We start from the raw sequence: 24,316 nt of genomic DNA on the forward strand, positions 1-24,316 counted from the left end.
TATTGGGTTGGGCTTTATCATAGTTCATAAAAAGTGAATAAAAGCATCAGGTATTTCGATTTTACAATAAAAAGCGGATGAGGTATGATTTGTATTAATTAATAGTAATTCAATCGGAATAGTTATTATTTAAATACAAAACAAAATTGGGAGGTATTCAAATGACAAAACACAAGAAATTAAAGCTGGGTGCAATGATTCATGGAGTTGGAGGTGGATGGGCGGATTGGCGGCATCCCGATGCGCTTCCGGACGCCAGTGTAAATTTCGGTTTTTATAAGGAGCAGGCACAGATTGCTGAGGCAGGCAAATTCGATTTTGCCTTTATTGCGGATAGTGTATCGATTAATGAAAAATCGAGTCCGCATTATATTAACCGTTTTGAACCGTTGACGATTTTGTCCGCTTTGGCGGCAGTTACAGACCACATCGGGCTGGTCGCCACATTAACCGCTAGCTACAGCGAGCCGTTCACGGTAGCCAGGCAGTTCGCTTCTCTGGATCATATTAGCCATGGAAGGGCAGGTTGGAATGTCGTCACCTCCTGGCTGTCGGGAAGTGCGGATAATTACAGTAAAACCGAGCATCCTTCTCACGAAACACGGTATCGGCTGGCCAAAGAGCATTTGGAGGTTGTACAGGGCTTGTGGGATTCTTGGGAGGATGACGCGTTCGTTCGCAACAAAGAAACCGGCGAGTTTTTTGATAAAAGCAAGCTGCACACGCTGAATCACAAGGGAGAGTTTTTCTCTGTAAAGGGTCCGCTCAACATTGCCCGCTCGAAGCAAGGACAACCGGTTATTTTCCAGGCGGGAACGTCTGATGACGGAAGAAATTTTGCTGCTCAAAAGGCAGATGCCATTTTTGCAGGACACGAAAATATTGAAGAAGCCAAGGCATACTACAAGGATCTGAAACGTAGAGTCGTTGCTTTTGGACGGTCTGCGGATGATGTTTCGATTTTACCGGGTATCGGTCCTATTGTCGGTCGCACGGAGGAAGAGGCGGAACGCAAATTCCAGCAGAAGCTGAATCTTGTTAACATCGAAGATGCGATTATTTCACTGGGACGCCCCTTTAACGATCACGATTTCTCGGTATATCCACTGGATGAGCCATTTCCGGATTTAGGGGACCTGGGGAACAACAGCCAGCAGGGCGGCTCGCAAAAAATTAAACGAATTGCCAAAGAAGGAAATTTGACGCTGCGTCAGGTTGCGCTAAGGTTGGCAACGCCAAGATCGACCTTTGTCGGGACGCCTGAAAAAGTAGCGGATACGATCCAGCAGTGGATTGAGGAGGAAGCATCTGACGGTTTCATTGTCAGTTCGGCTATTCCCGGCGGCTTGAAGGATTTTGTTGAGTTGGTCGTGCCGATTTTACAGGAACGTGGATTGTACCGCTCCGAATATGATCAGGACACGCTGCGCGGGAATCTGGGACTTGAGGTTCCGGTTAACCGCAATACAAAGGCTAAAGCTGGCATAACGGTTTAACATAGTCGATGTTCATAAAGTCTATCCAACCTGGAGGTTATCTATATGGCGAATCAGAGAAAGTTGAAATTGGGTGCTCAGCTGCATGGAGCAGGCGCCAGCTGGTGGGATTGGAGACATCCCGAAGCGTTCAGCGACGGCAGTATTAATTTTGAATTTTACAAGCAGCAGGCCAAACAGGCGGAAGCGGGCAAATTCGATTTTCTGTTTGTTGCCGATAGTGTCTACATTACGGAAAATTCCAGTCCGCATTACCTGAATCGCTTCGAGCCCTTGACGATCTTATCTGCACTCGCTGCGGTTACGGACAAAATCGGAGTTGTAGGTACCTTAACGGTCAGCTACAGTGAGCCGTTTACGGTAGCTAGGCAGTTTGCTTCGTTGGATCATATCAGCCACGGCCGGGCCGGCTGGAATATTGTAACCTCCTGGCTGGAGGGAAGCGCCAGCAACTACAGTAAAGAGAAGCATCTGGATCATGATGTCCGCTACAGGCTTGCTGAGGAATATTTGGAGGTAGTCAAAGGCTTGTGGGATTCGTGGGAGGATGATGCATTTGTGCGGAATAAGGAAACCGGCGAATTCTTTGATAAAAGCAAGCTGCATACCTTGAATCATAAAGGTGAGTTCTTCTCGGTGAAGGGTCCGCTTAACATATCCAGATCGAAACAGGGCCAACCGCCGATTCTGCAGGCCGGAACCTCGGAGGACGGAAGAAATTTTGCAGCGAAACATGCAGATATCGTATACGCGGGTCATCAATCCTTCGAAGAAACCCAGCAGTATTATAAGGATCTGAAAAAACGTGCGATTGCCTTTGGGAGATTGGCTGATGATATTTCGATTATTCCGAACATACGACCGATTATCGGACGTACCCGGGAGGAAGCAGAGCACAAGTACCAGACCTATGCGAATCTGGTGACGATAGAGAATGCATTAATAGCGCTGGGACGACCGTTTAACGATCATGATTTTTCGGTTTATCCACTCGACGAGCCATTCCCTGATCTGGGAGAACACGGTGCCAACAGCCAGCAGGGCAGCTCTGAACGGATCAAACGAACAGCCAAGGAGCAGAATCTGACGCTGCGCCAGGCCGCGCTGCTGTTCTCGACTCCGAGAGGCGAATTTATCGGAACACCGGAGCAGGTGGCAGATTCGATCCAGAAATGGTTCGAGGAAGGGGCAGCGGATGGTTTTATAGTAGGAACAGGGACAACAGGTGCCTTGAAGGACTTTGTTGAGCTGGTAATACCCATTTTGCAGGAGCGTGGGCTGTTCCGCACGGAATATGAGCATGATACCCTGCGCGGTCATCTGGGCCTGCAGGTTCCTGTGAATCGTTACAGTAAAGTGAGTGTGACCCCATAATCATGATTGCAAGTTTTCTATAAAAACTTTTAGGAGGTACACATATGGCTCATTCAAGAAAAATAAGACTTGGCGCAACGATAACTGGTGTAGGCACTTCCAAGCATGGCTGGAAGCATCCTGATCTGAACGGAGATGAAAGTGTCAGCTTTGCGCATTTCAAGAAAATCGCGCAAAAGGCTGAAGCCGGCAAATTCGATTTCGTGTTTATTGTCGATAGTCCCTATATTACCGAAGGCTCGGCACCGCACTACCTGAATCGGCTTGAACCGCTGACGGTGTTATCGGCGCTTGGCGCGGTGACTTCACAAATCGGGTTGGTGGGTACGCTGACTGCCTCCTTTACAGAGCCATTTACGGTAGCCCGGCAGTTCGCTTCACTGGACCATATCAGTCATGGACGTGCTGGTTGGAACGTGGTTACGACCGGACTGGAGGGCGCAGCCCAAAATTACAGCAAAACCGAGCACTTCGATCATGAGGTTCGCTATAAAAGGGCAGAGGAGCATCTTGAGGTCGTCAGAGGTTTGTGGGATTCATGGGAAGATGACGCTTTTGTGCGCAACAAGGAAACGGGCGAATTTTTTGATAAAAGCAAGCTGCACACCTTGAACCATAACGGCGAGTTCTTCTCAGTCAAGGGCCCGCTTAACATTGCTCGCTCTAAGCAGGGGCAACCGGTTATTTTTCAGGCTGGAGGTTCAAGCACAGGACGGGATTTAGCCGCCAAAAGCGCGGATGCGATTTTTACAAGCCATGAGAATATCGAAGAAGCGAAGGCCTTTTATGCGGATATCAAGCAAAGGGCGGCGGCATTCGGGCGAGCCTCCGAGGAAATTCTTGTATTTCCTGGCATAGGACCGGTTATTGGACGGACGCAGGAGGAAGCAGAAAGCAAGTTTCAGGAAATTGTCGGCCGTGTCAATCTGGAGGATGCGTTGATACAGCTTGGGCGTCCATTTACTTACCACGATTTCACACAGTATCCGCTGGATGAACCCTTCCCGGAGCTTGGCGATCTCGGCAGCAACAGCTACCGCAGCGCAACGGACCGGATTAAACGAATCGCAAAGGAAGAGAAGCTGACACTTCGCCAGACGGCACTGCGGTTCGCAACGCCAAGAAGCAGCTTTGTTGGCACACCGGAGAAGGTAGCTGATACGGTGCAGCGCTGGTTCGAGGAGGGCGCTGCAGACGGCTTTATTATTGGTTCTGCGCTTCCGAGCAGCCTACAGGATTTTGTAGAGCTGGTCGTGCCGATCCTGCAGGAACGGGGACTGTTCCGCGATGACTACGATGGAGACACGCTGCGCAACCATCTCGGTTTGTCATTTCCGGTTAACCGCAACAGTATACAGAAAGTCACTGTTTAGACGATAGTCCATAGGCTAATGCATTTATACCGGAGGGAATTTATGAACAAACAGAAAAAATCGGTACTTCAGCTCACCGCATTTATACTCAGCATGTCTATTCTGATATCGGCCTGCAGCAATTCGGATGCCGGCAAAGGCAGCCAGGCGGCGGCAGAGCCCGGGAAGGTTACACCTGGTGGCGAGCTCGTATGGGCATTGGCAGGAACGGTATCCAATGACAGCCTGGATGCACATAAAGCTGGCTTCGCCCCGACTACACGCGTCATGAGATCTTTGTATGACAGTCTGGTTGTGGAACTGCCCGATCACTCGATCCAACCATGGCTGGCTGAATCGTGGCAAATCTCGGAGGATAAGAAAAGCTATACCTTCAAGCTTCGCAAGGATGTGAAGTTTCACGATGGTACACCGTTTAATGCGGAGGCCGTCAAGTTTAATTTTGATCGCATCAAGGATCCAGCTACAAAAGCGTCGATATCCATTAATGAAATCGGACCTTATGTATCAACCGATGTGATCGATGAGTTTACAGCCAAAATTAATTTCGCTACGCCGTATGCGCCGTTTCTGGTCAATGCCGCCAAAGTCGACCTGGGATTCGTATCCCCTGCAGCCGTTAAAAAAATTGGAGACAAATATCCGCAAAATCCGGTTGGCACCGGACCGTTCAAGCTATCAGTACTTACCCCAAGCTCGCAGGTCGAGCTGGTCAAAAACCCGGATTATAACTGGGGTCCAGCGAACGCCAAACATCAAGGTCCGGCTTATTTGGACAAAATCACCATCAAATATGTGGAAGAAGAGTCGACGCGGGTTAGCGTTCTGCAAAGCAAGCAAGCACAAGCGGCTGACATCATTCCTCCGCAAAATCTGGTTGCCTTGAAAGCTGACAAAAATTTTAACGTCCTGGAAACGGAATTGATTCAAGCGAATCACCAGTTATATTTTAACCAGACGAGGGAGCCGTGGAACAATCTGAAGGTGAGAGAGGCCGTACGCTCGGCACTTGATCTGGATTCTGCCATCAAGACGATTTACCTGGGAACCTCCAAGCAGGCATGGTCTCCTCTGTCGCCCCAAACCTTCGGTTATGATGCGTCGTTGGAGAAATCATGGAAGTATGACCTCAAAAGCGCCAACGAAACGTTGGAATCCTTAGGCTGGATTAAAGGTGCTGATGGCTATCGCGTCAAAGACGGTAAGAAGCTGATCATTGAATTCCTTGATACGCAGGGCAATCGCGAGAAGCGATTGGATTTGCTATCCATCCTGACCCAACAGCTGAAGCTTGCAGGAATCGAGCTCAAGCTGATCTCGCTTCCGTCAGGAACGTATTCGGAGCGCAGTCTGAAGAACGATTATGATTTGCTGGCCGGAAGTCAGTTTTCAGGAGATCCGAATGTGCTGCGGCAGCTGTATTCGACCAAAGGGCCGTCCGGTAAAAATAATTCAACAAGAACGAATGACCCTCAGCTGGAGCAGCTGCTGGAGGATGGTTTGCTGGAAAATGATACGTCCAAACGGATAGACATTTACAAAAAAGTACAGCAGCACATCATTAAAAATGTCTACTCGATCCCAACCTATGTGTTCCAGTATTCTTTTGCAACTGTAAAGGAAGTCCAAGGGATTACCTTTGATTCCCCGGCATGGCCTGTGTTCTATGATGCATGGATTCAAAAATAAATAAGTGAAGGTGAAGCGGATATGGCAGGTTATATTGTAAGAAGGTTACTCGTGTCGATTCCCGTTATTCTGGGAACGTTGACACTGGTTTTCCTGATCATCCACTGGCTTCCGGGAGACCCGGCGGTGATGCTTGCCGGAGACGATGCCGCACCTGACCGTATCGAATTTTTGAGACAGCAGCTGGGACTGGACCGTCCGCTATGGCAGCAGTATTTATCCTATATATGGAGCAGTGTCCAGGGAGATTTCGGAACCTCGTTTGCCAACAGCCAGCCGGTGCTGAACCGGTTGATTGCGCAGATGCCGGCAACGCTGTCGCTGGCTGTGCTGAGCACGCTGTTCGCTGCCGTAATAGGAGTCGTGCTGGGCATCCTGTCTGCTGTATATAAGAATCGTTTCATGGATTATGTGATTCGATTGGTGAGCCTGCTTGGCGTGTCCATGCCCTCATTCTGGGTAGCGATTTTGCTGATATTGATATTTTCGGTGCATTTTCAATTATTGCCTGCTATTGGGAACGGTAGCTTTAAGCAGTTGATTCTTCCGGCGATAGCATTAGGCATTTCAGGTGCAGGGACACTGATTCGTATGGTTCGCAACAGCGTGCTGGAGGTTATCGGCGAACAGTTTGTGCTCACTCTCAGAGCCAAAGGGCTTTCCGAAAGGGTTGTTCTTTACCAGCATGTGCTGCGAAATGCGCTGCTGCCTGCACTGACGATACTCGGTATTATCGTCGGTAATATGCTTTCTGGAGCTGTAGTAACAGAAACCGTCTTTTCCAGGCAAGGCTTAGGTAAAATGGTCGTTGATGCCATCAACCAGAAGGACATACCGGTCATTCAGGCAGCTGTATTGATTACGGCAGTCATTACGATTCTCGTTAATTTGCTGGTTGATATTTCGTATTCCTATGTGGATCCTCGGGTGCGCAAATCGCGCAGTTAACCGGGGGAGTCGGCACAGGAACGGGATACTCTTGGAATCAGAAAATAAGGGAGGAGTTATCACATGCTTATGAACTCGGTTACGACTGAAGCTCTGGCTCCGAATAGAATCAAGCAACAGCCACCGATTTCTTTATACAGGAAGGTTTCGTTCAGCAATCTGCTTCTTGGTTTCTCCATATTCATTCTAGCTGTGCTGGTCATATTCGCGATTGTCCCGCAGTGGGTTGCACCTTATTCGCCTACGGACATGCTAACGGACGAATTATTGAAGGCGCCCAGCCTTTCGCACATACTGGGCACCGATCAATTCGGCAGGGATGTGTGGTCACTGATCGTTTATGGGAGTCGGCAGTCGCTGATGATCGGGGTCATTTCCGTTTTGATCGGCGGTTTGATCGGCACCGCCATAGGACTGGTTGCGGGTTATTTCGGCGGTGTTGTTGATTCGGTATTCATGCGTATCAATGATGTGATGATGACCATTCCGGGTATTTTGTTTGCTATCGTGATTGCGGTCGTGTTGGGTCCGAGTTTTTTTAATGTGATTCTGGCCATCAGTATCGCTTCCATTCCGAATAAAGCCAGAGTCGTGCGAAGCCAGGTGATTACGATTCGTAATAGGCCCTTCATTGATGCTGCACGGTCGATTGGAACGTCTCATATGGAGATCATGTTCCGGCACATCTTACCGAACTGCTTTTCACCTCTGCTCGTTATGATGACGATTGGCGTAGGCAGCTCCATTCTGGTAGGAACGGGCTTAAGCTTTCTGGGGCTGGGCGTCATCAAGGAAATTCCCGATTGGGGCTATATGCTTTCACAAGGAAGAAGCTATATGACAGTAGCCTGGTGGATCGCTACCTTTCCGGGCTTGGCCATTACCATATTAGTCGTTGTCGTCAACATGATCGGAGATGATCTTCGTGACCGGATGGATCCGAAGAAAGGCAGGGCATAACACATGAAACAGCTTCTTGAACTTCATCAGCTCTCGGTCGATTTTCAGACATCCAAAGGGTCGCTGAATGCTATTAACAAGGTGGATCTGCAGATCGGCAGCGGAGAAATTGTTTGCCTTGTCGGAGAATCAGGAAGCGGTAAAACGATTACCTCTTTATCGATTATGCGGCTGATTGATTATGATAACGGGCGAATTTCCGGCGGTAATATTGAGTTTAACGGTCGCAGCCTGGTCGGTCTGTCACAGAAAGAAATCAGTGAGCTTCGTGGCAAAAAAATCGCAATGATTTTTCAGGAGCCAATGACTGCGCTTGACCCTGTATTCAGTATCGGCTTTCAGATTATCGAGGTGATCCTGCGTCATGAGACGATCAGTAAGACTGCGGCTGAGGAGAAAGCGACTCAATTGCTGCGCAGGGTAGGAATTCCGGAGCCGGAAATCCGCATGAAGCAGTATCCCTACGAGCTGTCAGGCGGGATGCGCCAACGCGCTATGATTGCCATGGCTTTAGCCTGCGGACCCGAGCTGTTAATTGCCGATGAACCGACAACCGCTCTGGATGTAACCATTCAGGCGCAAATTCTGAATTTGCTGCGCGAGCTGAAGGACGAATTCAATATGTCCATCCTGCTGATCACCCATGACCTTGGTATTGCCGCCGAAATGGCGGACCGGATTGTGGTCATGTATGCCGGGAAGGTAGTGGAGCAGGCTGCCGTTCACCAGTTGTTCGAAAGTCCGTCCCATCCGTATACGCAGGGACTGCTGCAGTCGATTGTCGCTATGGATAACGACCGGAATACACGACTGTATACGATTCGCGGATCGATTCCGAGCTTGTCCGATCTGCCAGCAGGCTGCCGCTTTCACCCCCGCTGCCCCTACGCAACGGATCGCTGCCTCGCGGAGGAGCCGCCGCTTTTGAAGGTTAACGGTCGTGAGGTTGCCTGCTGGCATGCCGAAAGATTGGATAACATGGCGGCTGAGGTTTTTTGGGGATCAACCGTTAAGGGTGAGCTTGCCATAGGCAGAGATCGGAATGCCGCTGCGCTTGCAGCTTCCGGAGAGCATACCCCAGCACTGCTGGAGGTCAAACAGATCAAGAAATATTTTCCTATTAACGGGGGAATGTTTCAGCGGGACCGTGGAGCGATCCGTGCTGTGGATGACGTTTCCTTTCAAATTAATAAAGGAGAGACATTTGGACTTGTCGGTGAGTCCGGCTGCGGCAAAACGACGCTGGGCCGGGTTTTGATTCAGCTGGAAAAGGCGACTGGCGGCAGCGTGCTGTTTCAGGGCAAGGATCTGGTTGGCCTGAGAGGCAAGGAGTTAAAGCAAACACGGCGTGATATGCAGGTGGTGTTCCAGGACCCTTTCGGATCAATCAATCCACGCTGGAAGGTCGGTGATATTATCGGCGAACCCCTGTGGGTGCACGATTCGTTAAAGGGCGCAGCCAAGAGGGAGAAGGTTGAGGAAGTGATGCAGCTCGTGGGCCTAAGCCCAAGCTGGTATGACCGGCATCCGCATGAATTTTCCGGCGGGCAGCGTCAGCGAATCGGCATAGCCAGAGCCATTGCGCTCAACCCGAAATTTATTTTGGCGGACGAAGCGGTTTCTGCGCTCGATGTTTCGGTTCAATCCCAGGTGATCAATCTGATGCAGGAGCTGCAGGGGCGACTGAATCTGACCTACTTGTTCATTGCACACGGACTTAATATCGTTCGTCATATTTCCGATCGTATCGGGGTGATGTATCTTGGCAAGCTTGTCGAGATTGCGCCTACGGACGAGTTATTCAAGCAGCCCGCCCATCATTACACGAAAGCACTGCTGTCTGCTATACCGATCGCAGACCCCAACCGCACAAGAGTATTTGTGCCGCTTGAGGGTGAGATGCCTTCTCCAGCGAACCCGCCTTCCGGCTGCCGGTTTCATACCCGCTGCCCGGCTGCTACAGCGCGCTGCAAAGAGTTGGTGCCCGAGCTGAGGACGGTCGGACAGGGGCATTGGGCAGCCTGCCATTATCCGGTGTAGACCCTTCAGTACGGTACGTAAGCTATTCAACAGATCGCAGCAAGGAAGGGGTAGAGGATGACCTCCCGATTATTATCTATACAAGCTGCCATTAATTTGGTAAAAAATGGTAGTTTACTGGCTATAAGCGGCAATATGGAAATGTCTCCAATGGCGCTGATCCGCGAGCTCATTCGTGTTGGCAGGCACGACCTGTCCGTGATCTGCGTTGGTGCGGCAGCAATTAATGCCGATTTGCTGATCGGAGCGGGTGTCGCACGAAGCCTCGAATTTTCACAGGTTTCGCTGGGGGAATTCGGCTTCGCACCGCATTTTCGCCGCCGATTCGAGGACGGCTCCCTGTCAGGCTTCGAGCACGCCTGCCCCTCGCTCGCTTCGGCTGTACAGGCGGGGGCGATGGGCATTCCTTTTATCCCTGTAAGGGGATTGATCGGAACGGATTATATGCGTATTCGACCTGATTTCCATATCATAAGCAATCCTTATGACGAGCAGGAGCAGATCGCTATTGTTCCTGCGATCCGTCCGGATACGGCAATGTTTCACGCCTATCTAGCGGATACGGAAGGGAATGTTATCGCCCATCCTTCGCAAAATAGCCGAATATTATCCCAGGCGTCTGGGCAGACGATTGTTTCCGTTGAAGAGATCGTATCGCCAGAGGAGCTGCGCCGTGCCGAAGGTTCGATAATTCCATCGGCATTTATAACGGCGATTGTGCATGCCCCATATGGGGCATACCCCACCAGCTGCCCTGGCAGGTATGAGATTGATAATGAGCATGTACGAACATATGTGGAAGCGTCTCGTTCGGAAGCTGGCTTTGCCGAATATGTGAAGCGTTACATATTCTATCCACACCATCATGACGATGATCGTAATGCCGTATCCCTTCGGGAGGTAAGCCGATGAATGCACGCTGCTACACGCAGGATGAACTATTGATTTGTACACTGGCCCGTGAATTAAAGGATCACGAGACGGTCGGTGTCGGGAATAACTCGCCTGTACCAGCCGCTGCTGCTTTACTGGCCCAAGCGCTCCATGCCCCCAATGCGACAGTTTACATTCTCGGCCAGCCGGATTGGCCCTTCGAGGGCACACACGAATTTTTCAATTTGATGCAGCGCGGTGGGATCGATGTATTTTTTTTGAGCGGCGCACAAATTGATTCCTATGGCAATATCAATCTCCATGTCATTGGGAATTACAGCGCTCCGAAGGTTCGACTGCCTGGAGGTGCCGGATCAGCGGTTGTTTATTTTATGTGCAAGCGCATATTCCTGTTCAAAACCGATCATAACGTCAAGGGATTTCCTGAAAAGCTGGATTTTGTCACTTCGTCTGCAAGCTCGGAGCCTTATGTCAATCGGAACAGTCAATTGGAGGGTGTGTTCACTCCACTTGGTATTATGAGGCCATCAACCCAAGAGGGCGGGAGATTGAAGCTTTCCCATACGGCACCGGGTATCGAGCCCCTTCATGTTCAGACGCAAACCGGATTTGAGCTTGGAATCACTAGCGTGCCGATACCGCAAACAGTTGAGCCATCTGCAAAAGAGCTTCAACTGCTGCGAGGGGCCGTAAATTTGCAGCTGAAGCGGATTTACCCTGAATTTGCGCGAAATACGTTGGGCACCGTTGAAGCTTAACCAACGATAACAGCAAACAAAATGATTATTATGGAGGATGGATCATGAGCAGCGTCTATGATTGGAAGCAGTTAGAGCAGGAGATCGGCAGTGTGCTGGAGTCCAACAAGGATTATCGCGGTATTATCGAGGGGGTCCGTCCTTTACTGCAAAAGCTGTTGACCCATGAAGAACTGATTCCGGCAGCTTACCAAGAGCCTTTGCTGAATAAGTATGCCCAGTATTTACTGTACAAGCCGGACAACGAAGCGTTCTCCGTGATTGCCTTCATCTGGGGGGCGGGTCAGACGGCTCCGGTTCATGACCATCTGGTCTGGGGTCTGGTAGGCTTGTACCGCGGATCGGTAATCGAAAAAAGATTTAAGCGTGAGGATCATGGTGTCTCAGCTGAGCCCCGTTATTCGATTCGCGAGGTTTCCGAGGTGAAAGCGGACAAAGGGGATATCACATTCGTGTATCCGCCGGATTATGATATACATGGTGTTTCCAACCCTTTTGATGATATTGCGATTACGGTTCACATTTATGGAACAGATATAGGAAAGCAGGAGCGCCATATTCATGATGTGCAAACCGGTACTTACCGGGATGTCGTCACCAAACATGACAATCCGGTTCCGATCTACAGCTGAATCTAAATACGACAAAGGGGTGACTTACATGCCGCAGCTAACGAAAGGACCTCTTTCGGGCATTAAAGTATTGGAATTTGGGCAGATTGCGGCAGGGCCTTTTGCCGGTATGTTATTTGCCGATTTGGGCGCGGATGTTGTTAAAGTGGAACGACCAGATATCGGAGACAGTATGAGGGAATGGCCGCCTTTTTTTGAAAATGACGATGGCGAAGCATACAGCTCTAATTTTAGCTCTCTGAATCGCAATAAACGTAGTATCGTGATCGATTTTAAATCGCCGGAGCAGCTGTCAAATCTTCGGAAGCTGTGTGCCAAAGCGGACGTGATCGTTGAAAATTTCCGTCCTGGTGTATTGGGCAAATTCGGTCTGGATTATAAATCTTTGTCACAGTCCAATCCCAGGCTGGTGTACTGTTCCATCTCCGGCTACGGACAGGAGGGGGCTTACTCACAAAAGGGGGCTTTCGACGTGACGATCCAGGCGATCAGCGGCCTGATGAGTGTGACAGGCGAGGAACATGGGGAACCAGTGAAATGCGGCGTACCCGTGGCTGACTTTGCCGCAGGTTTGTACAGCGCCTACTCGGTTGTTGCTGCGATACTGCAGGCGGAGCGCAGCGGGCAGGGCGCCTACATCGATTGCTCGATGCTGGCAAGCGTCCTCGGTATATCCGCTCTGCAGACGAGCGAATATTATGGAAACCAGGTGGCGCCTGCACGTCTGGGCAGCGCACATCCCCGCAACGCACCTTATCAGGGCTATCAAGGCAGCGACAAGCCTTTTGTCATTGCTGCCGGTAACGATAAGCTGTGGCGGGAGGTATGCGAGGCGACAGCTTTGTCGGCGCTCGCCGATGACCCGAGGTTCATCACTCAAGCCATGCGAGCCCGTAACCAAAAAGAGCTTGCAGCGATCCTGCAGCCGGTTTTCAGTACCCAAACGGCGGAAGCGTGGCTGCAGGAGTTTGACCGCAGAGGCGTACCCTGCGCTCCAATCAATAATTTTGCCGATATCTTGAACGACAAGGCTGTTGCCGATTCAGGTCTGCTGCATGAGCTTCAGCTGCCCAATAACACGACGACCATGACGGTTGGTTATCCGATCAAGCTGTCGGGCTATCAATTTCAGATTTACCACAAACCTCCTCTTAAGGGAGAGCATAATCACCAATTATTCGAAGAGTGGGGAGTATAACGATGAGCGAGATTACTTTACGTTCTATTCATGATTTCCGGGCAACCTATGCCTTGATTCAACAAGCGATTGAAGGCTTGTCTGAAGGTCAGCTGGTGTGGAAGCCGGCAGTGGACAAGTGGAGCATCAAGGAAGTAGCAGCTCATCTCGTGGACGCGAGTCTGGTGCATTCCATACGCATACGCAAGATCGTGGCCGAAGGCTCCGCACAGCTGCCACCGTTTCTGCTCTATGATCAGGATGCGTGGGTGGCCGATTCCAGAGCCAATGAAACCTCCATTGCAGAAATATTAAGCGCTTTTCAAGCGATTTTACATTATAATGCGTTGTTTTATGAGCGATTGACGGAGGCAGACTGGAGTAAAAAAGGATTGAACGGTGAAAAGGAAGTTACAATCTCGGATTTGTTTCAAGGCTTCATTAACCATGTGAATATACATGTAAGACAAATCGACAGGAACAAAGCGGCGTGGTCCGCGAAATAATTCATACCCCGGATTTCAGCAGTCATAGCGAATAACCCTTCAACGTCACGATTAGAGTAGGAGGGTTATTTGTTTATTTGCATCTGGCTTATATTTGGTTGTAATGATTCATGATCGAGTTGATTTTGCCTAACTCCCGTTCCATATTTGCGAGCTGTTCCTGAGGAATGGCAGTGAAAATATGCTCCCCCCGCGCCGTGAACTGCTCTCTGATTTCTGTCAGCTGACGGATACCTTGTTCGGTCAGGCGCACATTAATAATACGCCGATCCTCCAAGGAACGAATACGCTCAATCCATCCTTGTGATTCCAGCTTGTCAACTAAACTGGTAGCTGCACCAACGGTAATGGACAAAAAACCGGCAATATCGTTCATTTTTAATGATGGTACATGCTCCAGTTTGAAAATAAGGCAAACGGAGGAATAAGAAATACCGCTCTCAATACTCATAAGCTGAATCATTTGCTTAACTTGACGATTTAATTCCATTAAAGACTTCCATAGAGACGATACAGTCGTTGCCTCGATGACTGTTTCCTTGCTGTTGTCGGAAATTGTGCTCATCAGACTCCCCCTTACTTCCAGTTTAGTAACTGTTATATTTACTATAATAGCACAAACCTGAGCTAAATATATCATTTGGCCCTGTGAGATGGGTGTTTGTTGAGCTGTGCAAGGTTAAGTAAACGACAGCCAAGGGCGATCCTGATGCCAGCGAACATCAACAGACGTTTCAAAAAATGTGGATAGATTTGCTCCTGTTACTACATCACGTGTTTTGCCCTGCATAAAAGCTTCTCCGCGGCGAATCAATAAGCTATGACTGAAAAGAGGCAATATTTCTTCCGTATGATGTGTGACATAGAGGAGATGAGGGGCATTAGGCTGCGCAGCCAGCTCTGTGATACTCGTAAGCAGCATCTCTCTTGATATGAAGTCCAGTCCGTTGCAAGCCTCGTCCAAAATCAATAAAGCAGGCGTGGCCATTAACGCTCTGGCTATGAGCAGCTTTTGCTTTTCACCTTGCGAGCAGGTTTGATAAGTCCGGTCTACCAGATGGCTACAACCCAACCGTTTCATCAAGCTTAAAGCCTGCTCGTAATCCTCCTCTGTCGGCTTTTCATATAAACCGATGGAGGCGTACTTACCGCTGATTACGACATATTGTGTACGATCCGAACCATACAGCTTCTCTTGCAAGGAAGAGCTAACCCAGCCGATCGTTTTGCGAAGCTCGCGGACATCCACTTCACCAAATTGATGCCCCAATACTTGAATACTTCCTGAGGTTGGCCACATATAACCATTTAAGAGATTAAGCAGCGTAGTTTTACCGGAGCCGTTCAAACCAAGTATAGCCCAATTCTCGCCTTGATTGACCTGCCAGTTGATACAATTAAGCACAGTCTTCTGATCTCTTCGATAGCTAACCTCGTTCATATCAATGATGGTATTCATAAGCTGATAGTCCCTCCCGCATAACCGTTATTCGAAAAATTATATCTCAGGTTTTATCTCTATTACAAGTAATATTACTAGGTATAGGACTTGGTCCTACAATTTTTTGGTATAAGCAGGAATTAAGGAGGATTATGTCGAATTCAAATTTTTGAAGCATCAGCAGAGCTAAGGGGGAGTTTGAGTGAAGTATTCAATTAGTCAGTCTGTGAAAATTGTTGATATGAACGATGAAATTATGGCAGAGGTACTGTTTGACCATGGTGATTTTGAGCTGTCCGCGCTCGCTGTAGGCTCTTCCGTTATAACGAATGAATTGGGATTAAGACAGTTTGATGTTGTCTATGATAGAAGAGAGGGCAAGAAACAGCGCATTCGCATTGTTGATATTGAAATTGATTTGATCACTCAACCTGCCACGACACGCGTGTATCTCGAACCCAGAACATTAATTATTGGCCAGCATGATGTTGGCGAGGTGTAAATCTATTACTACGTGGAGGCTCATGGAATGAATGCTCGTTTTGTGATCATTGGCTGTATTTGCGCCTTTTTGTCTGTTTTATTTGGTGCTTTTGGTGCACATTCACTGAAGGATGCATTACCTCCAAACATGCTTGCTAATTTTCAGACGGGTGTCCAATACCAGATGTACCATGGGCTTGGACTAATCCTTATTGGCTTCGCATCCGCCTACCTACCGAATAGCAGCAGTCTGAATAAAGCAGGCTGGTCGATGTTGATCGGCATAGTCTTATTTTCGGGAAGCCTGTACGTGCTCAGCATGACAGGAGTCACGATGCTTGGCGCGATTACGCCGTTCGGTGGGGTAGCCTTTTTATTGGGATGGTTATTATTTATTAACGCAGCAAGAAAAAACATCAAGAAATAGGTTGAGCTTGGGGTACTATCGGTAATATTCTGCAGAAGGGGGGTCTATGATGATTAAGGCTGCCGGCTCCAGTACGGTTCCCGCAAAGCTTTACGTAATATTCGCTTCCAATTTTCTGTTTGCCTTGGCAGTGGCTTTGCGGTTCCCCTACCCTCTTGTTGTGGGATTCAGTGCAATTACATTCGTTTATCTTGGTCTTTTGATATATCGCCCCGGATGGTTTGTCAGCAGCAAGCAGGTCAAAAATTGTGCTGTGCATGATTCGATGGAAAGCTGGCTAAAGGAAAATCAACCTGTATTTGAATCTTTGTTCGAGCACAATCCTAACATTGTATTTTTGATGGATCGCGATGGTGTGATCATCAAAGCAAACGGGAATACGGAACAAATTTTGGGTTATTTGAAAGAAGATATGAACAATCGTTCCTTTCACTCGTTGCTCTCCGAGGAAACCGTCCAACACTCCTTGCAGGCTGTTCAAGACGCTTGCGAGGGCACTCCGCAAACTTTTAAAACGGCCGTACAGCATAAGGATGGCTATCGGGTTGATCTGGATGCTACGGCTGCCCCCATTAAGCAAGGTCTGGATGTTACTGGCATCATCGTCATTGGTCAGGATATTACCGCTAACAAGCGGACAGAAGAACGAATTCGCCATATGGCTTATTATGACGATATGACGGGACTTCCCAACCGCAGCCTGTTTGTCAACCAATTGAATGATGTGATTTCCAGTGCGTATCCGCATCATGGATTTCTGGCTGTATTCTTAATAGACATCGACCGCTTTAAGGTGGTTAACGATTGCTTTGGCCATGATTATGGGGATATGCTGCTGCTGCAGCTTGCGGAGAGGTTCAGTCGCTGTATTACACCAGATGACTTTTTGGCACGTACCCAGGGTGATGAGTTTGCATTATTTTTCACAGGGCGCTCTGATACGGTTTCAGTGACGGAGCTTGCTGAGCAGGTGATGGCGGTTCTGGAGGAGCCCTTTACATTAGATGCGTTCCAATTACATATTACGGCAAGTATCGGTATTGCTCTGTTATCGGATGAAGAGCTGGATGCAGAGACTTTGATCAAATACGCAGACATTGCTTTAACTCATGCCAAGAATAAGGGCAAGCAGACCTATCAAGTCTTTAATACAGAAATGAAATCCGATTCCTTACAGCGGCTAACCCTTGAAAATGACCTGCGGCGGGCATTAAGTCATAACGAGCTGATGCTGTATTACCAACCGCAAATGGATATTGAAACGGGTGACATTGTCGGATTTGAAGCCCTAATTCGGTGGCTTCATCCCGTCAGAGGGCTCGTACCCCCTAATGAGTTTATACCTTATGCCGAAGAGAGCGGTTTAATCGTACCGATTGGTGAATGGGTGATGCAGGAGGCATGCCGCCAAAATAAGCAGTGGCAGGACGAAGGATTTCTGTTTGTACCTGTGTCTGTGAATCTATCAACCCGGCAGTTTCTCCAGCATAACCTGCGTGATCAAGTATCGGAGGTTTTACAACGGACCGGATTGGCTGCTTCTTACCTGGAGCTGGAAATTACCGAAAGCAGTACGATGGATGTTGACTTTGCGATTGGTGTATTGCTGGAGCTGAAGGCTTTGGGTGTGAAAATCAGTATCGATGATTTTGGTACCGGCTATAGCTCATTATCCTATTTGAAAAGATTCCCGATCGATAAGCTGAAGATCGACCAATCATTTGTACGTGACATCATGACCGATCCCAATGATGCAGCTATTGTTGCTTCCATTATTTCAATGACGCGGCATATGAACCTGAGGGTGATCGCCGAAGGGGTTGAAACGGAGGATCAGTTGGTTTTTCTGCGCAACAACCATTGTAATGAAATACAGGGCTATTGGTTCAGTCCTCCCGTCAGCACGTTTAAGGTGGAGGAGCTGATGCTGCGTATTAAACAAGTAGCCGCCCATCAGGATGAGGAATCAGGGGAATAAAAAAAGCCTTTAACGTTGGAGTTTCGTATCCCCGTTAAAGGCTTTTCTTATGAGCTTACTGCGAAATCATCAATTTCATTGATTTTGAACAGATAGACTTGCTTCTCGTCAACATGATACACGGAGACCATGCCACCGGGCGCATCCACATTTAGAATACGACAGGGCAGGCTCAGCTTGATGCCTTTGGCTTTGACAATGGTGAGACGAACCAGAGAATTGCGTTCCTTAAAGCCCTGAAATTGATCCCAGATGGCTTGATGCGGATCTTCCAGCTTGATGGGGCTGGCGGCGCTATCCTTCTTCATGGTGGGGGCGGCTGCAGCTTTATCCAAAGGCTTGGTTGTTTTAGCTTTATCTGGTTTTTCCTCGGAATTGGTGTCTGCTTGTTGCTTGCTAATCGTTTCCCGCATGATGACCTCAATGGTTTTACCTAAATGAATGCCCTCTTTGACCAAATAATCTTGAACTTCGGATGTATTTAACAAGTGGAGTAGCTTTTCCAGAGCATGGCCATTGGATTCGCTTTCAATCAGGATATCTACATTGAATAGAAATCTGCGTTTGTCTATATGATTCTGCTTAATATCCATGCGGACTCCTCCATTTGAACGATGCCTAACCTAACTATATCACTTTTTCTAGTACAAAAGTAGCCCATACTTTTACGAGTTCATGACCAAACCACTATGTATTTTTCCGAATAGCCCATAACTTTCATTAGCCCTGTACATATACTGGAGTGTAAGTTTGATAAAGGAGGTGCGTATATGATCCAGATGCATCCTGTTGAAATAGACGGTTTCACGGCCTTGGCGATTGAGGTTAAGCTGCCCAAAACGACGCTGATTGTAGTGACAACTGACCGTGGATATATTATGTGTGGAGCCCTGGATGTCGGACTGCTGAACGAAAGATTGAAGGATCGCCACATTCTTGCAGCGAGAGCAACGGGAGTCAAGACGATCGAGGAATTGCTGGAGGCTCCACTGGAATCCGTCACCTATGAGGCAGAACGCTTGGGTATTGTACCGGGAATGAAGGGTAAGGATGCGATTGGATTAATGCGTTAAATGAATCGGAAGCAGAGTAGGTACAAACGAAAAAAGCCTGATTTCTCAAGCTTTCTTCATAATAATGTGTGTGAAATCTCACGGAATCCGGCAGCTGCAATTTCAATTCAATTCTGATGCGATATCGTTCCCGTATTCCTCAAACCTCGATGACAACCATCTGATGACATTCCAGCTTCGGCACAGTATAGGATACATCAGTCCCCGCTTCACTCACCGCAAATGGCAGTGGCTCCATTTGCGGTGCCAGGTAAACCTGCTTAGCTCTCTTTCCAAGCTTCACCGTCACCTTGGTATCGTATATAGGCACAATGTCCTCAATAACCTCTACACCATTGCCGCGCTTGACGGGAGAGGCATACAGGATATGATTAATGTAGCGATGCTGGGCCGGCTGCTCCATCAAGGTTACGATACCCTGCGCAGGAAGATTGGTACTTAAGGTTTTATCCGGGAGCAGACGGTTCAGCGCAAATAGTACGCATTCCTTCAAAGCGAGACTGCCTTTAGTCGCATAATCGCTGAATACGTTCCAGGCCAAATAAATCCCGTTCGTGCTCTCGACCATACCAGGGCCGTCGTGCTGCTGGGCGCTTGGTGTATGCTGATGGGAGCAGAAGGTAAACACTTCCCGGTTAAAATAAGGATTTTCCCGTCTGCCGAGCTCTTGTCCGTCGGTTAAACTTACGCGTTGTCCATCTGCGTAGAAGACAAAAGCGGCATTCGAGAGGTTAGTCAGTTCAAAGCTCGGGCGGAAATAATCGGGTTTATACGAATTGAGTCCTTCCCAGGCGACACCCAGATCTATGGCAAATGCATCTCCCGCTTCGTTCAGTCCAGAACGTCCGGTAGCCAGAATTTTGCCGCCTTGCGCCAAGTAAGCATTCAGCTTAGCCTGCAGCTCGGGACTGACCAAGATGTCGTCAGGAAGAATCAGTACTTTATAACGTGTATAATCACTGTCCAAATCGACAACATCGAACAAAATCTTTCCTTCGAGCAGCATACGTATGGCTCCGGCATCTGCTGATCCAGAACGATCCTCACGTTTTTCTTCCTTGAACGCACCGATAGCTTCAACAGACAGCAGAGCAGCGTCGGCAATCGCCTGGACATCGCTGCACCAGGCTTCTTTATGCTCAACTTCACGATAGGCCGCACCAATTAAGGCATAGGTAGCCGGATCCATCAGCCCTTCCGGATGAAGCTGATCGCCGATTGAGCAGCGTGCGCCGTTAGCAATACTGAGGGCGGTTTCATAACGAAGTGCGTTGGGATGTTTATACCCGCCGAACTCACCCCAGGTTGTGTGGAATTTTCCGGTCATACCGAGATAATCCATGCCAAGACCCTGAGCGTAACGCGCGGAAAGCGGGAAATGATCGTAGCCCCAGCCCCCGGTCGGCAGCGATTCCAGCTCCAAATGTGTGTTCATGGCGGACAAGTCTCTGCGTCCACGACGAATGTGGCCTCCATTGTGGAAAACAGGCAAACCAGGCTTGATGGCGTCAATCGCTTCACGAATACGTTGGGTATAATTGGCATAGACGCGCTCCCCTAAGGCAACAACCGCCGCGGTGTCTCGCGGATCCTGACCCTCGCTGCGCAGTGTACTGACACAATTGTGGCAGTAGCATTTACGAACGCCAACAATATCGAGGAAGATACCGTCCCCCTCATACTTGCGGACAACCTCCTCTACTTGGCGTACGAGTATGTCCAGATAAGGAGAATTCAGACAAAATTGGTGATAACCCGGCTTCATGAAGCCATCCAGCCAATTGGTGTTGTCGTTAATATCCCGGATCAACCATTCCGGATGGCGGCGTGCCAGCTTCTCATCCAGTCCTGCCGATACATAAATAGGGGTTTTGACATCAATCTCATGGGCTGCTTCAATCATGGCACCTAACAGATCAAAGTCCAGATGGGGGTGCCTTTCATTATCCTCGGTAGGATGATAGGCCCAGCCATGATGACATTTGGAAAAAATCGTTATGGAATCCACATGTCCTTGGATCAGCATGTCCTGAAATTGCTGCTTGGAAAATTGCTTGCCGATATTGGGAATCGCCTCTGAGGTGTGAAAATCCAAATGTACCTGACGAAAACGCATAAATGACACTCTCCTTCAAGGGTAAATGATGGTGATACGGATACAATGAAGACTACCTTACCACTATAAAGCCGGCCGGGAGAAGGGAATAGGCGAGCTAGCGACTTTTTATAGCACATTTTCGACTGGAATCGTTTGTGAATGAGTTTTTTTTGCGTTACACTGAATGTACAAAGACCTGACAGGTTGGAACATTAGGTTACGCTTACGATCCAAGCTTTGCTACGCAAAAGTCTAAGGAGTGTCGAGATGGATATCCTCCAGTTACCTATTCCGCCGCTTCCGCAGTTTCTAACCATTGGCCACTCGGTTTGGAAGCCGGGTATGCAGCATTTTGAGCGATGCTTTGAGGTTTACGACATGTTGATTGTATGCTCTGGGACCTTATACATGATGGAGGATAGCATACCGTATGAGATTCAGAGCGGGGAAATGCTGCTGATGGAGCCGGGCCGGACACATTGCGGGTATATGCCATGCACGGAGGATACCTCAATTTACTGGGTTCATTTCAAGCACGAGCGTCCAGTGGCAAGAATGGCCGAGAAACAAATACCTTGGTCAACCCTGGTAAGCAGGGGAACCGATAGTGACCTGATACCCTCAGAGCAATCATTGTTTCTACCCAAATATGGAAAGATCGATATCCGGCCGCTCCTGCCAACGCTCGAAGATATGCTGCGTTTGCGCAGCAGTCTCACCTTAGAGCATGCCGTTGATGTGCAGGTAGCCTTGGGCAGGCTGCTGTCCCTGGTACAGGCAGGCTTGAGAGCGAACCGCCGCTCGACAAGATCTCATGTCATTGCCGAGCAGTTTAAGCTGTATATACGGGAGCATAGCAACGAGCCGTTCGAGGCACAGCGGGTTGCGGATCAGCTTCATTTTGACTTTGATTATGCTGCCCGCTGTCTGAAGCAGCATACCGGCATGAGTCCGCTTCAATATCATCATTTGATGAGGATGGAAGAGGCCAAGCGGCTGCTTGTTCACAGTAGCTTGCCAGTTCAGGAAATAGCAGCACAGGTAGGTATTCATGATTACAACTACTTCATCCGTTTGTTCCGTAAGACAGTCGGGATAACCCCTGGATTATTTCGTAAATCCTCGCAAAGCTACATATAGTCCATGAATCATATGTTCGAATATCGTTTTATATAGCACATTACCGTTGATCATGATGATATGTGGAATCGTTAAGGCTACAGGATATACTTTTAGCAGGAAGTTTGTTACTTTTAATAATGATTTCAACGACTACAGACATTTTGTATAAAGAAAAGAGGCGTCGGGGTTGGACATTCAAAAAATATCTTCACGTAAAATATATGAAGTCATAGCGGACCAGATCAAGGAGCAAATTATTAGCGGTCAGTTGAAGCCGGGAGAGAAGCTCCCTTCTGCCAAGGAGCTGTCGGAAAGATTTCAGGTAGGCAGATCTACACTCCGTGAAGCGTTAAGCGCATTAAAGGCTATGGGACTTGTTGAAATTCACCAAGGTGAAGGCAGCTACGTGCGAAGCATCGAATCGCAGGATGTAGATTTGCCTGTATTTGATGCGCTGCTGATGAATCGGGAGACGGTTATTGAGCTGATTGAAGCGCGCAAGGCGCTGGAAATTTCCAATGCCGCATTGGCCGCGGAGAAACGGAATGCAGAGGATATCGCCAAATTGGAAGAAATCATCCGCAATATGGAGAATTTCCTTGGTAATGAGCAGGAGGGAGAGCGTTCTGACCTGTTGTTTCATTTGACATTGGCGCAAGCGGCGCACAATTCCATCATGGCACGGATGATCGATTCGATATCTACACAAATGCAGACGGCCATCAGAGAAACGAGACGTCTGCAGATGTATGCCAACAAAACCGTATCGAAGCAGCTATGGGAGGAGCATAAAGCGATATTTGAAGCGATTCGTGATCAGGAGCCTGCTGCTGCCCAAGAAGCGATGCGCAAGCATCTGTTCCATGTCGAACAGGTTTTACTAAAATTTTTAAAAAAATAAGGGCTTGTTTTGCCATATATTGAAGGCAATATTCATATACATAGGATCATAGAGCAATTAAATGAAATTGGCAGGTAATGGGGAGCTGAGTTAAAAATTCAGGCTTTTAGCCCACAAAACAGAATTATCTGAATATTTACAATAATCTAATAATATATTAATATGAACTTAACAAAAGAACAGCAACACTACATGAAGCACCGAAAAGCACTATATCAAACCACTAAATTTCCATCCTTACATTCGTTTACAAGTTTCGGTACGGAGGTTAAAACCTCTTGTTACTGAAAGTAAATCATAGAAGATGATATTGTAAAGAAACTGCATGGAGAGGGGATAGTCCAATGACGTAGGTAAGCGAAGCATGCTTAATCTGAAACCATCCGAGCATGCGGGGACCCAGTGACATAACGAATTACTATCCAATGGCCAATCGAATGGTTACGAGCTTAATCAAAGTCATTAACAAGTTTCAGTTCAGGGTGAAGGAAGTTAACCTTGATGCTGAAAGTAAAATAAAAGCAAAGGATCTGAAGGGAAAGGGGATAGTCCAATGACGTAGGTAAGCGAAGCATGCTCATTTCCGAAGCATTCAGAGCATGTGGGGACCTCAACCTGAAACCGAGTGACCGATTACGAGCAACATCGTAACAAAAATTTAAAACCTTAATAAATTTGATCTGATGATGTTCATTCTGAAGATGTTCTGATGATGTAAGGTAAATGAATGGAGCTTAAGAAAAAAGTGAATAGAAATACCTCATAAAGGTCCCTGTTTATTGGAAAATAGACAGGGGCGTTTATTATTTATGCATGGATAATCGATTACATAGAGCACTCTTACACGGGCGCCGCTGCTCGGCAGTGGTTTTTTGTTTGCTGTTTTTTTATAACATAAGCGTACTATGTCAAATTAATTTTTCAGACATTTGGGTAACTCAAACAC

At 48.1% G+C, this 24,316-nt stretch carries 22 protein-coding genes; 18 read left to right on the top strand and 4 right to left on the bottom strand.

Going from position 1 to position 24,316, the window contains the following annotated elements; all coding sequences use genetic code 11:
- Window positions 1-161 precede the first annotated feature (161 nt).
- The 12 genes from OB236_RS30415 to OB236_RS30475 all read left to right on the top strand — a co-directional run bounded on the left by OB236_RS30415 (window position 162) and on the right by OB236_RS30475 (window position 13,847).
- Window positions 162-1,496 (top strand): LLM class flavin-dependent oxidoreductase, encoded by a 1,335-nt coding sequence (locus tag OB236_RS30415; protein WP_076233053.1) that lies wholly within the window; start codon window positions 162-164, stop codon window positions 1,494-1,496.
- A 45-nt stretch (window positions 1,497-1,541) separates the two neighbouring features.
- On the top strand, window positions 1,542-2,870 hold the full coding sequence (locus OB236_RS30420; RefSeq protein WP_262687308.1) for an LLM class flavin-dependent oxidoreductase: 1,329 nt from the start codon (window positions 1,542-1,544) through the stop codon (window positions 2,868-2,870).
- 44 nt (window positions 2,871-2,914) lie between these two features.
- Complete coding sequence (locus tag OB236_RS30425; RefSeq protein ID WP_262687310.1) at window positions 2,915-4,243, top strand: LLM class flavin-dependent oxidoreductase; 1,329 nt, start codon at window positions 2,915-2,917, stop codon at window positions 4,241-4,243.
- A gap of 42 nt (window positions 4,244-4,285) precedes the next feature.
- Entirely contained in the window at window positions 4,286-5,932 is a 1,647-nt protein-coding gene (locus tag OB236_RS30430; protein WP_262687311.1) for an ABC transporter substrate-binding protein, read from the top strand.
- A 21-nt stretch (window positions 5,933-5,953) separates the two neighbouring features.
- Entirely contained in the window at window positions 5,954-6,880 is a 927-nt protein-coding gene (locus OB236_RS30435; protein WP_076233057.1) for an ABC transporter permease, read from the top strand.
- 63 nt (window positions 6,881-6,943) lie between these two features.
- Window positions 6,944-7,840 (top strand): ABC transporter permease, encoded by an 897-nt coding sequence (locus tag OB236_RS30440; RefSeq protein ID WP_262687312.1) that lies wholly within the window; start codon window positions 6,944-6,946, stop codon window positions 7,838-7,840.
- A gap of 3 nt (window positions 7,841-7,843) precedes the next feature.
- Window positions 7,844-9,880, top strand: a complete 2,037-nt coding sequence (locus tag OB236_RS39855; protein ID WP_317259395.1) for an ABC transporter ATP-binding protein — start codon at window positions 7,844-7,846, stop codon at window positions 9,878-9,880.
- Between the two features lie 57 nt (window positions 9,881-9,937).
- Entirely contained in the window at window positions 9,938-10,792 is an 855-nt protein-coding gene (locus tag OB236_RS30455; protein ID WP_262687313.1) for a CoA transferase subunit A, read from the top strand.
- Window positions 10,789-11,532 carry a CoA-transferase gene (locus tag OB236_RS30460; RefSeq protein WP_262687314.1) on the top strand — a complete coding sequence of 248 codons (744 nt, stop codon included), beginning with the start codon at window positions 10,789-10,791 and terminating at the stop codon, window positions 11,530-11,532. Before OB236_RS30455 ends, OB236_RS30460 begins: the two co-directional genes overlap by 4 nt.
- A 44-nt stretch (window positions 11,533-11,576) precedes the next feature.
- Window positions 11,577-12,164 (top strand): cysteine dioxygenase family protein, encoded by a 588-nt coding sequence (locus OB236_RS30465; RefSeq protein WP_262687315.1) that lies wholly within the window; start codon window positions 11,577-11,579, stop codon window positions 12,162-12,164.
- A gap of 28 nt (window positions 12,165-12,192) precedes the next feature.
- Window positions 12,193-13,362 (top strand): CaiB/BaiF CoA transferase family protein, encoded by a 1,170-nt coding sequence (locus OB236_RS30470; RefSeq protein WP_262687316.1) that lies wholly within the window; start codon window positions 12,193-12,195, stop codon window positions 13,360-13,362.
- Between the two features lie 2 nt (window positions 13,363-13,364).
- Window positions 13,365-13,847, top strand: a complete 483-nt coding sequence (locus OB236_RS30475) for a DinB family protein (RefSeq protein WP_262687317.1) — start codon at window positions 13,365-13,367, stop codon at window positions 13,845-13,847.
- A gap of 88 nt (window positions 13,848-13,935) precedes the next feature.
- On the opposite strand, the gene OB236_RS30480 is transcribed toward OB236_RS30475, so the two are convergent.
- On the bottom strand, window positions 13,936-14,412 hold the full coding sequence (locus OB236_RS30480; RefSeq protein ID WP_076233064.1) for a MarR family winged helix-turn-helix transcriptional regulator: 477 nt from the start codon (window positions 14,410-14,412) through the stop codon (window positions 13,936-13,938).
- Between the two features lie 114 nt (window positions 14,413-14,526).
- A complete protein-coding gene (locus tag OB236_RS30485; RefSeq protein WP_262687319.1) occupies window positions 14,527-15,306 on the bottom strand; it encodes an ABC transporter ATP-binding protein in 780 nt (259 codons plus the stop codon).
- Window positions 15,307-15,490: 184 nt separating this feature from the next.
- Between OB236_RS30485 and OB236_RS30490 the strand changes: the two genes are divergently transcribed.
- From OB236_RS30490 to OB236_RS30500, 3 genes are read left to right on the top strand one after another with little or no spacing between them, the layout of a single operon-like run.
- On the top strand, window positions 15,491-15,790 hold the full coding sequence (locus OB236_RS30490; RefSeq protein ID WP_076233066.1) for a hypothetical protein: 300 nt from the start codon (window positions 15,491-15,493) through the stop codon (window positions 15,788-15,790).
- A 27-nt stretch (window positions 15,791-15,817) separates the two neighbouring features.
- Complete coding sequence (locus tag OB236_RS30495; RefSeq protein ID WP_262687320.1) at window positions 15,818-16,198, top strand: DUF423 domain-containing protein; 381 nt, start codon at window positions 15,818-15,820, stop codon at window positions 16,196-16,198.
- Window positions 16,199-16,247: 49 nt separating this feature from the next.
- Entirely contained in the window at window positions 16,248-18,176 is a 1,929-nt protein-coding gene (locus OB236_RS30500) for an EAL domain-containing protein (protein WP_262687321.1), read from the top strand.
- A 47-nt stretch (window positions 18,177-18,223) separates the two neighbouring features.
- On the opposite strand, the gene OB236_RS30505 is transcribed toward OB236_RS30500, so the two are convergent.
- Window positions 18,224-18,769 (bottom strand): hypothetical protein, encoded by a 546-nt coding sequence (locus tag OB236_RS30505; protein ID WP_262687322.1) that lies wholly within the window; start codon window positions 18,767-18,769, stop codon window positions 18,224-18,226.
- Between the two features lie 177 nt (window positions 18,770-18,946).
- On the opposite strand from OB236_RS30505, the gene OB236_RS30510 reads away from it, so the two are divergent.
- Window positions 18,947-19,249, top strand: coding sequence for a YunC family protein (locus OB236_RS30510; protein WP_076233069.1), 303 nt, complete (start codon window positions 18,947-18,949; stop codon window positions 19,247-19,249).
- 139 nt (window positions 19,250-19,388) lie between these two features.
- Here the strand turns inward: OB236_RS30510 and OB236_RS30515 are convergent, their stop codons facing one another.
- Window positions 19,389-21,365: a beta-galactosidase trimerization domain-containing protein gene (locus OB236_RS30515; protein ID WP_262687324.1), complete on the bottom strand. Its 1,977-nt coding sequence runs from the start codon at window positions 21,363-21,365 to the stop codon at window positions 19,389-19,391.
- 249 nt (window positions 21,366-21,614) lie between these two features.
- Between OB236_RS30515 and OB236_RS30520 the strand changes: the two genes are divergently transcribed.
- On the top strand, window positions 21,615-22,487 hold the full coding sequence (locus tag OB236_RS30520; protein ID WP_076233071.1) for a helix-turn-helix transcriptional regulator: 873 nt from the start codon (window positions 21,615-21,617) through the stop codon (window positions 22,485-22,487).
- A 169-nt stretch (window positions 22,488-22,656) separates the two neighbouring features.
- A complete protein-coding gene (locus OB236_RS30525) occupies window positions 22,657-23,370 on the top strand; it encodes a FadR/GntR family transcriptional regulator (RefSeq protein WP_262687326.1) in 714 nt (237 codons plus the stop codon).
- Window positions 23,371-24,316 lie beyond the last annotated feature (946 nt).

The sequence above is a fragment of the Paenibacillus baimaensis genome (assembly GCF_025567575.1).

Coding starts and splice junctions, on each gene's coding strand:
- OB236_RS30425 (WP_262687310.1), top strand. CDS start 2,915: ATGGCTCATTCAAGAAAAATAAGACTTGGCGCAACGATAACTGGTGTA.
- OB236_RS30505 (WP_262687322.1), bottom strand. CDS start 18,769: ATGGATATTAAGCAGAATCATATAGACAAACGCAGATTTCTATTCAAT.
- OB236_RS30485 (WP_262687319.1), bottom strand. CDS start 15,306: ATGAATACCATCATTGATATGAACGAGGTTAGCTATCGAAGAGATCAG.
- OB236_RS30435 (WP_076233057.1), top strand. CDS start 5,954: ATGGCAGGTTATATTGTAAGAAGGTTACTCGTGTCGATTCCCGTTATT.
- OB236_RS30470 (WP_262687316.1), top strand. CDS start 12,193: ATGCCGCAGCTAACGAAAGGACCTCTTTCGGGCATTAAAGTATTGGAA.
- OB236_RS39855 (WP_317259395.1), top strand. CDS start 7,844: ATGAAACAGCTTCTTGAACTTCATCAGCTCTCGGTCGATTTTCAGACA.
- OB236_RS30500 (WP_262687321.1), top strand. CDS start 16,248: ATGATTAAGGCTGCCGGCTCCAGTACGGTTCCCGCAAAGCTTTACGTA.
- OB236_RS30440 (WP_262687312.1), top strand. CDS start 6,944: ATGCTTATGAACTCGGTTACGACTGAAGCTCTGGCTCCGAATAGAATC.
- OB236_RS30520 (WP_076233071.1), top strand. CDS start 21,615: ATGGATATCCTCCAGTTACCTATTCCGCCGCTTCCGCAGTTTCTAACC.
- OB236_RS30475 (WP_262687317.1), top strand. CDS start 13,365: ATGAGCGAGATTACTTTACGTTCTATTCATGATTTCCGGGCAACCTAT.
- OB236_RS30415 (WP_076233053.1), top strand. CDS start 162: ATGACAAAACACAAGAAATTAAAGCTGGGTGCAATGATTCATGGAGTT.
- OB236_RS30515 (WP_262687324.1), bottom strand. CDS start 21,365: ATGCGTTTTCGTCAGGTACATTTGGATTTTCACACCTCAGAGGCGATT.
- OB236_RS30460 (WP_262687314.1), top strand. CDS start 10,789: ATGAATGCACGCTGCTACACGCAGGATGAACTATTGATTTGTACACTG.
- OB236_RS30420 (WP_262687308.1), top strand. CDS start 1,542: ATGGCGAATCAGAGAAAGTTGAAATTGGGTGCTCAGCTGCATGGAGCA.
- OB236_RS30495 (WP_262687320.1), top strand. CDS start 15,818: ATGAATGCTCGTTTTGTGATCATTGGCTGTATTTGCGCCTTTTTGTCT.
- OB236_RS30480 (WP_076233064.1), bottom strand. CDS start 14,412: ATGAGCACAATTTCCGACAACAGCAAGGAAACAGTCATCGAGGCAACG.
- OB236_RS30455 (WP_262687313.1), top strand. CDS start 9,938: ATGACCTCCCGATTATTATCTATACAAGCTGCCATTAATTTGGTAAAA.
- OB236_RS30430 (WP_262687311.1), top strand. CDS start 4,286: ATGAACAAACAGAAAAAATCGGTACTTCAGCTCACCGCATTTATACTC.
- OB236_RS30465 (WP_262687315.1), top strand. CDS start 11,577: ATGAGCAGCGTCTATGATTGGAAGCAGTTAGAGCAGGAGATCGGCAGT.
- OB236_RS30510 (WP_076233069.1), top strand. CDS start 18,947: ATGATCCAGATGCATCCTGTTGAAATAGACGGTTTCACGGCCTTGGCG.